Source organism: Weizmannia sp. FSL K6-3076, assembly GCF_038007245.1.
Taxonomy (GTDB): domain Bacteria; phylum Bacillota; class Bacilli; order Bacillales; family Bacillaceae_C; genus Weizmannia; species Weizmannia faecalis.
The window spans coordinates 796,754-809,267 of record NZ_JBBOWU010000001.1; the positions used below are offsets into that span (position 1 = coordinate 796,754).

Consider the following 12,514-nt stretch of genomic DNA (forward strand, 5'->3'; position numbering starts at 1 on the left):
ACAATTACGAGCGAAAGCAACGTATCACCTTGGAGAGCGGAAATAACCAGTCGCGCAGTAAAAGAGTCTTACAACCAGTAAAGATCTGGTAAAAAAACATATCATCTTTGAAAGCGGGGATAAAAATGGATGTGCATATTTTTAAAACAAGCGATGAAGCAGCAAAATACGCCTATGAACTGATCGAAAAAGGGATTCGGGAAGGGCAAATCCGCACGCTCGGGCTTGCAACGGGCGGCACGCCGCTGAAGCTGTATGCTTACATGCGGCATGCCGGACTGGACGTTTCAAACGTTACCACTGTGAATCTTGACGAATATGTGGGCCTCAAAGATACCGATGAACACAGCTACCGTTATTACATGGAAAAAGAACTGTTTTCGCATATGAATTTTAAACAATCGTATCTGCCTGATGGAACGGCGGAAGACCTCGAAGAAGAATGTGCAAGGTATGAAAGAATTTTAAAAACGCATCCGGTCGACCTACAAGTGCTCGGCATCGGTAAAAACGGGCACATCGGCTTTAATGAACCGGGCACTTCCTTCGATTCCAGAACCCATATTGTCGAACTGACCGAATCGACGCGGGAAGCAAACCGGCGCTTTTTCGAAAGAGAAGAAGATGTGCCGGATCGCGCCCTTTCGATGGGGATTGCTTCGATTATGGACGCGAAAAAAATCGTACTGCTGGCATTCGGCAAAAGTAAGGCTGAAGCGGTCCGCAGCATGATCAAAGGGCCGGTGGACGAAGCCTGCCCGGCATCCGTTCTGCAAATGCATCCGAATGTCGTTGTCGTTGCCGATGAAGATGCCGCTTCTTTGCTGGAGGATGCCGGGAAGCGCCATGATTGACAAAACCTCCCCGATCCCGATTTACTTTCAAATTCAGGAAGAAATCCGGAAGAAAATCAGGGAGGGGGAATGGAAAACAGGCGAAGCCATTCCGTCTGAACGGGTGTTAAGCGATCTTTTTGAAGTGAGCAGAATGACAGTCCGCCAGGCGGTACAAGGTTTGGTGGATGAAGGCATTTTAATGAGAAAACGGGGAAGCGGCACGTTTATCAGCGAACATAAGGTGGAGCAGCCTTTGGAAGGGCGGATGAGTTTTACGCGGCTGATGGAAGAGCGCGGGATGAAAGCTTCGAATAAAATCGTGGCGTTTTTTGAAAGGGAAGCCTCCGTGCAGGAAATGGAGGCACTCACGCTGAAAGAGCCGGAAAACGTTCTTCATATCGAGCGGCTCCGCTACGGGGATGAGATCCCGATTGTATTCGAATCGATCATCACCCCGGCAAGGATTGCGGCAGGGCTTACTGAAGAAAAATTAAACCGTTCTTTCTACCAGTTTCTTGAACGGGAAAAGGGATTGCGGCTCGGAAAAGGGTACCAGACAATCGAAGCCGTTGCGGCGAGCGCACGGCTGGCAAAACTGTTAAAAGTGGCCCCGGGTTCACCGGTGCTGTCCATTGAACGCGTGACTTCGCTTTCAGACGGTACACCGTTTGAATATGTCAAAGCGCAATACGCCGGCAGCCGCTTTAAATTTTATATGTAAGAAGAATCAAATCGGGGCAAGCCGGTTCAGATGCAAAAAAACCGCGGAAGATCCGCGGTTTTTTTGGTTCAATTTATAGAACATTAATAGAAACGTTTATAGCTGTCAAAATGGGATTTCCAGTACGTGTAGCCGACAGAAGAAACAGATACGCCATCGGAATTCGCGGCGATAAACCGGCCGCCGCCGAGATAGATACCAACATGCGTGATCGCGCTCGGATTGGTTCCATACGTGCCTTCAAAGAAGACAAGATCTCCTGCCTTTGGGCTGTTCACATAGTAAGAACGGTTATAAAGGCCTGCTGCGGACATGCGGGAAATGCTGTACCCGGCTTTTTTGTATACATAATAGATAAAACCGCTGCAGTCAAATCCGGACGGGCTCGTACCACCCCAAACATACGGCGTGCCGATTAAGCTGTTCGCAATGCTGATTAAAGAAGATACAGAATGGGTACTGCCTGAAGTTGTATCGACTGTTGTGACCGATTTGGAAGAATCGGACGGACTGCCGGTTACTTTCAGCTTCTGGCCGGCATAAATCAAGTCGGAACTCAGATTGTTCAAAGATTTAAGCTTACTGACGGTGATTCCGTACTGTTTGCTAATGCCGGACAATGTGTCTCCGCTTTTTACCGTGTATGTAGCCGTAGCCGTGGAACCGGAACTGTTTGAACTTGCAGCGCCTGCCGTTCCCGATGTGGAGGAACCGGATGAGCTGCTACCGGTTACTTTCAGCTTCTGACCGGAAAAAATCAAATCGGAACTTAAATTGTTCAAAGATTTTAGCTTGCTGACAGTTGTCCCAAACTGTTTGCTAATGCCGGATAATGTGTCTCCGCTTTTTACTGTGTATGTAGTCGTGGAACTGGAACTGCCGGTTGAACGCGAACTGCTGCTTGAACTGGACGAGGAAGCGGAATCTGCCCCTTTGGAAACAGCCAATACGTCACCGGGATGGATCAGCGATGAAGAGAGCTTGTTCCAGCTCATTAAGTTTGAAACCGATATGCCGTGGTTTAAGGCAATCGTGCTCAATGTATCCCCCGGCTTGACCGTGTACGTTTTGGCAGAAGAGGATGGGGCCGAAACAGAACGGGCCGAAGCTTTTGCCTTGGACGCTGAAACGTTCAGTACCTGGTTCGGGTAAATCGTGTCAGATGCCAAATGGTTGGTTGATTTCAATGCATCAACGGACGTATTATACTTCTTTGCAATTTTCCAGAGGGAATCCCCTTTTTGGACTTTATATGTCTGGGCAAATGCCTGCGATGTAAACGAAGTGGCCAGAATGGTTGTAGCGGCAACAGAAAAGACAGTTTTCTTTCTCACACTCGTGTAACCTCCATTTATATTTTTATCTCTCTATTTAACATTCTATCAAAATTTTTTCACAATGGTACCCCATTTCGGCATTTTATAGGAAAAGATTGCACTTTTTTCCAATGAAAGCGGCAGAAATAGCGAAATTTGTTAAGATACCCCGGAAAATTGAGGGTCTCCCTTAACCTAGAGCGCGACTACGTTAAGATATCCGCAAAAATTTTCTCGCTTCCTTAACATAGAGTGCGTCTACGTTAAGATACCCGGCAAAATTGAGAGTCTTTCTTAACATAGAGCACGTCTACGAGTCAAGTCCAGGTTATTGTGTAAATTTATGGGCAAATGTTTTCAACCACCCCTTCATTTTTTCGGCTTAACTTCCATGGATTTTTTTCTTCATCTCCGGGAAGGGATGTCAAATGCCTTTCAATTTGACATCCCTTCCCGGAGATGAAATCATCCATGATGGAAGTTAAGCTGAAAATGCTGCTAACTATTCTTTCCCATAAGTGACTTCCTCTTCGAGTATTCTGTATCTTGATACTGCATTAAAACGGCACCAACCAAACGAAAAGCAGATTGGGTATTAGGAAAAATGCGAATGACCCTTTCCCTTCTACGAACCTCTTGGTTAAGCCGCTCGAGGGAATTAGTACTCCGTATGTGCATACGGATATTCTCAGGAAAGTTCATGTATTGGATAGTATCTTCAAAACCTTCATCTAAAATGGCCAGGGCTTTTTCAAATCTTGCTTCTGTACCAAATTTGTTTATTAATTCATCTTTAAACTTGCGTATGTCCTCAATCGTAACGGCCTCAAACACGCGCTTAATCATCACCCGGATTTCTGCAGTATCTTTTTTGGGCAGTTTTTCAATGATATTGCGTTTAAAATGAACATTGCACCTTTGCCAAGCAGTGCCAATGAATTCCCGTTGTATTGCTTTCTGAAGGCCCATGTGAGCATCGGAAATAACGAGTTTTGGTGATTGGAGTCCACGTGATTTAAGTTGTTTAAAAAATGAACTCCAACTCTCCAAACTTTCTGCATGGTCAACGCTTAAACCCAGTATTTCACGTGTATTCTTCTCTGTAATGGCAGTCGCAATATAAACAGCCTTTGATATGACCTTATGGTGCTCCCGTACTTTTATATACATGGCGTCCACAAACACATAAGGGTAGTAGGTTGTATTCAACGGTCTCTCGGCCCAAGCATTCACAATGGGATCCAGTTTTTGCGTAAGGGAAGAGACAAACGACTTGGATACATTCTTACCGCAAAGCTGTTCTACGACATTTGTGACCTTACGGGTAGAGACGCCATTGATGACCATCTCCAACATAGAAAGGACGAAAGCTTGGTCACATCTGGCATACTTTTCAAATAAGGTAGTTGAGAATTCGCCATTACGTGTCCGGGGAACTTTTAATGTAACATTGCCGATGCTCATCAACAGCTCGCGTTCATAGTAACCGTTCCGGTAATCCCGGCGTTCAACAGCGCGTTCATAAGGGCTCGTTTTTAAATAGTCATCCCTTTCCTTTTCCATAAACTCGTTTAACACGAGGACAACCGCTGATTTAATTACCGCGTCAAGATCTGAAGTCATGATGGCTTCTTTTAAAACATCCAAATTTAGGTTAAACTGTAAGTGAGTCATTTTATCTCCTCTTTTCATTGTTTATTGTCGTTGAAAACAGTGTTGCCAAGAGTTGATAAAATGACTCCTTCTTTTTACACAATTATACGGACTTAATCCGTCTACGTTAAGATATCCATAAAAATTCCGCGTCTTCCTTAACGTAGAGTGCTTCTATGTTAAGATATCCGGCAAAATCGAAGGTCTTTCTTAACCTAGAGCGCGACTACGTTCAGATACCCGTAAAAATTCCGCGTCTTCCTTAACATAGAAGCGTTCTATGTTAAGATACCCGGCAAAATCGAGGGTCTTCCTTAACCTAGAGTGCGTCTATGTTAAGATATCCGTCTGCTAAATCATTTGATCGGCAAATTTTTCCTGCATTTGTTCGGTTTTTGCCCGGAACTGCTCCGCCTGGGCAGCCGCTTCATTGAGCGTTTCTGCAATTGTATGATGGTCATTCGTTAAGCTTTCGATCGTCGCCGACATTTCTTCTAGGCTGGCGGAAGTTTCTTGAATGATGGCCGCGAGTTCGCTTGATGCGCCTTCCACGCCATGCGCCTTTTCGGTCACTTTTTTGGACAACGTATCGAATTCTTTAAACTTCTCAACCTGTCCGTTTAACGTTTTTAATAGTTTACGGAAATAGGTGGTTACATTTTGGCTTGATTCCGCTGTCGTCAAAATTTGTGTGCTGCTTAATTCCAGCTTATCCCGTGCCGCCGCGTTGCTCTGGTTCAAATCAGCCAAATTATGGTTAATTTTTTCGGTGGTTTCGTGTGTCGTTTCCGCAAGGCGCCGGATTTCATCGGCAACAATCGAAAACCCGCGGCCTGCTTCCCCAGCGCGGGCCGCTTCAATCGAAGCATTCAGCGCAAGCAGGTTCGTCTGTTCTGTAATTTGTTTGATGCTGTCGGTGAACGTATTCGTTTCTTCCACTTTTTGCGTTAACACTGTAAATGTGTTGTTCAGCTCCATAATCGTATCTACCACATCACTGATTTCAAGCGTTAAATTTTCTACCGCCTTTTCACCGGCTTTTGCCGTTTCCTGTGCTTCAAGCGATTCGTTTGTCAGTTCACCGGACATTTGTGTTAAAAATTCCATCGATTGCACCGTATCTCCGGCGTGTCCGGCAATTTGCGTAATCTGCTCACTTTGGGTTACACTGCCTTTAGAGATTTCATGAACGGCGGACTTCATTTCGTTTTGGGCATGTAAATTGGTCTGAATATTGTCGTTCACATTGGAAACGCGGTCAAGAATCTCCGCCATTTCCTGCCGGTAAGCCGAGCCTTGATCTTCCATGGTTTGAAGGGTTTTCTTTATGGATAAAAGAAAAGAATCCATCAAATTTTGATGCAGGTAGATCATGGCGTATAATAAAATTGCGGTTAAAACATAGCAGAGCAAAGCGGTCGGGACCAGGTTATGAATGAGGCCCGAATCGGCGGCCGGCACCAAGTAGCTGGCAAGAAATCCGGCAATGCCAAGACCGGCTCCGATAAAGAAAAGGACATTTTCAAACTGCAATGCCGCATAAGCAAGCAGAAAGAAAAACAAAATGTCTACGGAAAAGCTGTTTTGAACAAAAAGGGTGGCATATATTCTGAACAAATAAGAAATGATGACGCTCGCATAAGAAAACAAGCGGAATTTTTTCATGGCGCGCCCGAGTGTAAAATACAGTGCCAGAAGAACAACGATTTCCACGCCGTACAGGACAGCCATTCCGGCCTCTTGTTTGTAAAGATATGTTACAAAAACGACCAGCAGGGCAACAAGCAGGGTAATAAACATGAGAAGACTTTTTTTGCGCATGTTGTCTGCTTTTAACTGTGTAATGATGTCCACGTTCTTACCTCCAAATCTAGTTCTTCTTATCTAACACAAATGTAACACAAAAACCGGCAAACTTCTCCATTTTTTTCTCAAAAGGTGGAAACTTGCCGGTGTCAGGGAGGAGATTTTTTGAGGAAGTATGTATTTATCATCGGTTTGCTGCTCGGGGTTTTGGCGGCCCTTGCCGGTTGCGAAAAAACGCCGACACCGAATGAACGCCTTGCAGATTATGTAAAAGCATGGAAGCAGGAAAAATTTGCGGAAATGTACCATAGTTATTTATCGGCTTCCGCAAAAAATACGTATGCGAAAAAAGATATGGCGGACCGGTACAAAAAAGTGTACGGGGACTTGAATGTTTCAGATTTAAATGTTTCATACCAATCGTTGGATAAAGATGCCTATAAAAACAAAGAGAAAGTTACCGTGCCGGTCAAAATTTCGTTCCAAACCTCAGCCGGCAAAGTCGCCTACAAGGATAAAGTGGCGCTTGTAAAGGAAAAACGGGACAAAAAAGAAAACTGGTATGTCAATTGGAAGCCGGATCTTATTCTCCCGCATTTGGCCAAAGGGGATACGATTAAAGTGTCCGACCAAAACGCTGTCCGCGGGGAAATTTTGGACCGAAACGGAAAAGCGTTGGCCAAAAACGGCAGCGTGTACCAAATCGGCGTCATTCCGGAACAATTGAAAGGGGATAAACAAGCGGATATGCAAAAAGCTGCCGGCTTACTTGGCATGTCAGCGGACGAAATCAAACAAAAACTGGACGAGGACTGGGTGCAGCCTCATTTGTTTGTCCCGTTAAAAAAAGTCCCGATGGAGAAGAAGGATCTCGTGAAAAAAGTCACCTCCATCCCGGGCTTTTCTTCGCAAACGGTTGGTGCCCGCGTTTATCCTTATGGGAAAGCCGCTGCGCATTTAACCGGTTATATCGGTGCGATCACTGGCGAAGAACTGAAAAAACTGCAAAAGAAAGGCTATACTGCGGAGAGTGTAGTCGGCAAGCGCGGGCTCGAACAGTTGTATGACCAAAAGCTCCGCGGCCGGGCAGGAGAAAAAATTTACATCGAGAAGCAGGACGGCAGCACCTATACCGTTGCTGAGCAAAAAGTGAAAAACGGCGAGAATATCAAAGTCACCATCGATGCCGAATTGCAACAGAAAATTTACAATCAAATGAAGGGGGATGCCGGCACGGCCGCGGCCATCCATCCCAAAACGGGTGACGTGCTTGCCCTTGTAAGCACGCCTGCTTTCGACCCAAATGATTTTATTTCAGGCATGTCTTCTTCCGCTTACACGAAACTTGAAAAAGATCCGGATAAGCCGCTCATTAACCGGTTTGCCCTAACGTATGCGCCGGGTTCAACAATCAAGCCGGTCACTGCGGCTATCGCGCTTGATACCGGGACGACAACAACCGCGGCAACGAAAACCATTACAGGGACTTCGTGGCAAAAGAACGCCGACTGGGGCAGCTATAAAGTGACCCGCGTCCACGCCAATAACAGCCCGGAAAACATGGAAAAAGCGCTCGTGTTATCCGATAATATCTTTTTTGCCCAAACCGCGCTTGATATCGGGGCGGACAAATTTGCAAAGGGCCTGAAGGGTTTCGGATTCGGGGAAGACATTCCGTTTGCGTATCCGTTAAAGGCATCGCAAATTTCGTCTACCGGCAAGTTCAGCAGTGACATCCAGCTTGCAGACACGGGTTATGGCCAGGGGCAGATGCAAATGAATATTCTCCATCTTGCCATCAGCTACACGCCGTTTTTAAACAGCGGCGATGAACTGAAGCCAAATTTGCTTGCAGGTGAAAAAACAAAAGTGTGGAAACATGCCGCAAGCAGTAAAACCACCGGGGAGATTTCCGGTATGCTCCGCCAGGTCGTTGCGGATCCGTCCGGCACGGCGCACGCTGCCAATATCTCCGGAGCGCAGCTTGCGGGAAAAACGGGCACCGCTGAACTGAAAAAGAGCCAAAAAGATCAAAGCGGCAAAGAAAACGGCTTTTTCGTCGTATATGACGAAAAGAACCCGAATATGCTTGTTGCGATGCTGATTGAAAATGTTAAACATCGCGGCGGCAGCGGGCTTGTCGTGAACAAAGCCGTAAATCTGTTTCAATAGTTAACTTTGCAAGGGCCATCCCCGCTGCAAAAAAGGTTAAAGCTTCATGCTATATAAATTGAAATAAAATTTGTGACGCGGGATGAGATAAGAAGACTGCGTTCTTTATAACGATCCATTCGGATGGGAAAACCAAAGCTCATTTTATATAGCGTGAAAAGGCGGCATCCCGGGGAGCGGCATGGATGCCGGTTGTCCAGCCGCCAAAAAGATTTGTTTGCAGATGCCGGCCACTTAAACAATGCGATTTTTGTATCTTAAAGGTATCCCTGATGTCAAAGTGACCGGGGATGCCTTTTTCATGTTTTTTGGCGGTTGCTGCGAGAAAAAGCATGAAAAATAGTAGAATCGCTCAAATGTTAGTGGATAAATTGTCGGAGAACAATTATAATGGTTACAGTGAATTTCGGGTAAATATTTTTTTAAGATTGCTTTAAGAAAGTTAAGGTATAATGTTTTTAAGAAGAAGTGAAACGGTTATCATGCTTCGGCATCGATGGCGGGTTCACGAACACTTCAATCCTTATTGGTTATGATCAACCAAAGGAGGCAGCACATTGATATTCCTGACCTTGTTTATATGCTTTATGCTCACAATACTCCTGACGCCGCTGATTAAAAAACTGGCGATCCGGATCGGGGCAGTTGACAAGCCGAATCAGCGAAAAGTTCATATGAAAGTCATGCCCCGTTTAGGCGGTCTTGCTATTTATATCAGTTTTATCGCCGGCGTTCTGCTGCTTCAACCGGACAGTTCGCATTCGCTGCCTATTTTGCTCGGCAGCTTGATTATTGTCATTACGGGCATGGTTGATGATGTAAGAGAGCTGTCACCGCGCGTCAAACTCATCGGCCAACTGGCAGCCGCACTGGTTGTTGTTTTAAGCGGTATTCATGTCGAATTCATCAACCTTCCTTTCGGCGGACAGCTGGAATTTGGGATTTTTAGTATCCCACTGACGATTTTGTGGATTGTCGGCGTCACGAATGCCATCAACTTAATTGACGGATTGGATGGGCTCGCCGCGGGGGTTTCCTCGATTGCGCTGTTAACCATTTCCGGCATGGCGATTATTATGGGGGACGCCTATGTGACGGTGCTCGGCCTAATTTTAATGGCCAGTACGATTGCGTTCTTATTTTATAATTTTTATCCGGCAAAGATTTTTATGGGCGATACCGGTGCCCTTTTTCTCGGCTACATGATTTCCGTGCTGTCATTGCTCGGTTTTAAAAATGTAACCTTTATTTCCTTGATTATTCCGGCGCTTATTCTCGGTGTGCCGATTTCGGATACTTTCTTTGCGATTATCCGCCGGCTTGTCCATAAGCAGCCTTTATCGGCCCCGGATAAATCGCATTTGCACCATTGCCTCTTGCGCCTTGGCTTTTCACACCGCCAAGTCGTGCTGATTATTTATGCGATCGCTGCCATGTTCAGCCTCGCCGCCTTTATCTTCTCGATGGCGACGCTCTGGGGTTCGCTCATCTTTATCGGTGTGATCCTGATTACAATTGAGATTTTCGTTGAAAGCATTGGCCTGATCGGAAAAGATTACAAGCCACTGTTGAATTTTATAAAAAACCGGTCATAGCCGTCCGGATCCACCTGGGCCGTTCCCGAAATAAATAATCCGGGGCAGCACCTGCACAAAACCGCAACTGGCAGTTTCAGGTTTGCGACTTTGGCAGCTCCGTTAACTGCAACGATGATGAGGTTCCGGCCGGCTGTAAACCTGTTTTGCAAGTCCCAGTTTTAACGGCAATCTGGCTGAGATTTCAGCATCTCCTGCTCACGGCCGGTTGTATCCGGCTCAGCGGCTGTTTTGCGTGCCGTGTTGGATTGATACCTGTTCGTCCGCTTCCGGTTTAAAAAAGCAGAAAGCCGGATGACGGGCTTTCCGCTTCTGCTTTTCCGATTTTTATGCTTCTCTTTACCGGGCAACATCCGTTTCCAAATATAGTTTTTCCCCCTCGGCCACATCCGCCTGCCCGTTTGTTAAATCAGAGATCCACGTTTCAAAAGCATGCTGTTCCCCTTCTTTTACATAAATATCCAATTCCACCTGCGCGAGATACCGGATTTCTTTTATTTCATACGGGGAATGGTGTAGCGCATTCTCGACTTTCCCGAGCCACGTATAATCCAGTTTGACATGGAAAGTGGCGGTAAGCGTCCTTTTGACGATGCCGCATGCGTTGATGCCTTCTGAAGCTGCTTTGCTGTACGCACGGATCAATCCGCCGGCTCCGAGTTTAATCCCGCCGAAATAGCGCGTCACCACGACTGCCGTATCCTTCAAATCCTTCTTTTTCAGCACTTCCAGCATCGGAACGCCCGCAGTTCCGGCCGGTTCGCCGTCATCCGATGCTTTCTGAATGAGATTCTGCTCACCGATCATATAAGCGGAACAGTTGTGATTGGCGTCCCGGTGCTTCTTTTTCACAGAAGCGATAAAACTGAGCGCCTCCTCTTCCGATTCCGCTCGCTTCACATGGGCGATAAACCGTGATTTCTGGATATCTATTTCATGCACAGCCTCGCCTTTGACTGTAAAATATTCTTTTAACATTGCAACCTTCCTTTAGCAAAACCTGTTTTTTCCTCATTATAACACGGTTTTGTATGGTATAATTTTAATATAAAAGAATATGTCGAAGCTGCCGTATATCGGTTTACATTTTCCTACAAAAGTACCTAGGAAAATAGTCCTGATATACGGTTATACTTTATTTTCTGATCGTTTACCGGCGGTTTTCGCGTTAAAATAACATTAGCCGCGTGTGTGCTGCGGCTTGCCCTGCTCTCGGATAAGCCTTTATTATACCTTTTGGGGGAAGTAAGATGACTTTTAAAACATTCGACTCCAAAGTATTGGATACGATTCTGGAGAAGATGATTACAACAGTTGAAGAAAGCAAACACGAAATTTTTGAAATTGGAGAAAGATGCCGCCAGGATTACGATGCGCTCATCAATGAGCTTGAGGAAGTCAAAGCAACAGTGGCTAAAGTTATTGAGCAGACAGATGAGCTGGAAACGAAGTCCAAATTTGCAAGGCGACGCCTGGCGGAAGTAAGCCAGCATTTCCGTGACTTTTCCGAACAGCAAGTGCGCGAAGCATATGAAAAGGCACATACGATCCAAATTCAGCTGTCCATGAACCGGCAGCGCGAACTTCAGCTGCGCGAAAGAAGAAATGAACTGGAACGCAGGCTGCATTCACTAAAGGATACGATTGACCGGGCCAATCATCTCGTCTCGCAAACAACGGTCGTATTAAATTATTTAACAAGCGACTTGCAAAGCATTAGCGAGGCGATTGAAGATGCAAAGCATAAACAGGAATTCGGTTTGCGTGTCATTGAAGCGCAGGAGGAAGAACGGAAGCGTATTTCCCGGGAGATACATGACGGGCCCGCACAAATGCTGGCCAATATGCTGCTCCGTTCCGACCTAGTGGAAAAAGTTTATCATGAAAATGGAATGGAAGAAGCCATTGCTGAAATGCGCACGTTAAAAGAACTGGTGCGCGATTCATTGAAAGAAGTGCGGCGCATTATTTACGATTTGCGGCCGATGGCATTAGACGATCTCGGGCTGATTCCGACGCTCAAAAAATATTTGTCTACGATTGAAAGCTATAAAGGAAGCCCGGTCATTACATACAGGCATCTCGGGGAAGAACGAAGGCTTCCGACTAATTACGAAATCGCGCTTTTCCGTCTCATCCAGGAATCCGTCCAAAATGCGTTAAAGCATGCGAAGGCGACGGAAATCCAGGTGAAATCGGAGCTGAGGAAAAACAGTTTTATCGCGACAGTCAAAGACAACGGCGTCGGTTTTGATATCCGCAGCATCCGCGAAGGGGCTTTCGGGATTGTCGGCATGAGAGAACGTGTCAGCCTTTTAAATGGTGAAATTTCCATTCATTCAAAAATAGGAGCGGGAACATTGGTGATTATCCAAATCCCGATGCAATTAGACTTGGAAAAGGAGAAAAGGTGAC

9 protein-coding genes are annotated in these 12,514 nt (G+C 45.9%); 5 read left to right on the forward strand and 4 right to left on the reverse strand.

What is annotated here, in order from left to right:
• The first annotated feature begins 125 nt into the window (after positions 1–125).
• Together nagB and NSS95_RS03510 are read left to right on the forward strand one after the other, a co-directional pair.
• Positions 126–854, forward strand: coding sequence for a glucosamine-6-phosphate deaminase (gene nagB, locus NSS95_RS03505; RefSeq protein WP_014095904.1), 729 nt, complete (start codon positions 126–128; stop codon positions 852–854).
• Positions 847–1,557 carry a GntR family transcriptional regulator gene (locus tag NSS95_RS03510; RefSeq protein WP_014095903.1) on the forward strand — a complete coding sequence of 237 codons (711 nt, stop codon included), beginning with the start codon at positions 847–849 and terminating at the stop codon, positions 1,555–1,557. Before nagB ends, NSS95_RS03510 begins: the two co-directional genes overlap by 8 nt.
• A gap of 83 nt (positions 1,558–1,640) precedes the next feature.
• Here the strand turns inward: NSS95_RS03510 and NSS95_RS03515 are convergent, their stop codons facing one another.
• The 3 genes from NSS95_RS03515 to NSS95_RS03525 form a co-directional block, all read right to left on the reverse strand.
• Entirely contained in the window at positions 1,641–2,891 is a 1,251-nt protein-coding gene (locus NSS95_RS03515; RefSeq protein ID WP_014095902.1) for a C40 family peptidase, read from the reverse strand.
• 480 nt (positions 2,892–3,371) lie between these two features.
• Positions 3,372–4,547, reverse strand: coding sequence for an IS256 family transposase (locus tag NSS95_RS03520; RefSeq protein ID WP_017551449.1), 1,176 nt, complete (start codon positions 4,545–4,547; stop codon positions 3,372–3,374).
• A 330-nt stretch (positions 4,548–4,877) separates the two neighbouring features.
• The gene (locus NSS95_RS03525) at positions 4,878–6,380 is read right to left on the reverse strand and encodes a methyl-accepting chemotaxis protein (protein WP_035182261.1); all 1,503 of its coding nucleotides are present in this window, start codon (positions 6,378–6,380) and stop codon (positions 4,878–4,880) included.
• A 117-nt stretch (positions 6,381–6,497) separates the two neighbouring features.
• Between NSS95_RS03525 and NSS95_RS03530 the strand changes: the two genes are divergently transcribed.
• Positions 6,498–8,504: a penicillin-binding transpeptidase domain-containing protein gene (locus tag NSS95_RS03530; protein ID WP_340713792.1), complete on the forward strand. Its 2,007-nt coding sequence runs from the start codon at positions 6,498–6,500 to the stop codon at positions 8,502–8,504.
• Between the two features lie 557 nt (positions 8,505–9,061).
• The gene (locus tag NSS95_RS03535) at positions 9,062–10,099 is read left to right on the forward strand and encodes a glycosyltransferase family 4 protein (RefSeq protein ID WP_014095899.1); all 1,038 of its coding nucleotides are present in this window, start codon (positions 9,062–9,064) and stop codon (positions 10,097–10,099) included.
• A gap of 339 nt (positions 10,100–10,438) precedes the next feature.
• Here the strand turns inward: NSS95_RS03535 and NSS95_RS03540 are convergent, their stop codons facing one another.
• The gene (locus tag NSS95_RS03540) at positions 10,439–11,077 is read right to left on the reverse strand and encodes a YigZ family protein (protein ID WP_251460342.1); all 639 of its coding nucleotides are present in this window, start codon (positions 11,075–11,077) and stop codon (positions 10,439–10,441) included.
• A gap of 272 nt (positions 11,078–11,349) precedes the next feature.
• Between NSS95_RS03540 and NSS95_RS03545 the strand changes: the two genes are divergently transcribed.
• The gene (locus tag NSS95_RS03545) at positions 11,350–12,513 is read left to right on the forward strand and encodes a sensor histidine kinase (protein WP_061564855.1); all 1,164 of its coding nucleotides are present in this window, start codon (positions 11,350–11,352) and stop codon (positions 12,511–12,513) included.
• The last annotated feature ends 1 nt before the right edge of the window (position 12,514 follow it).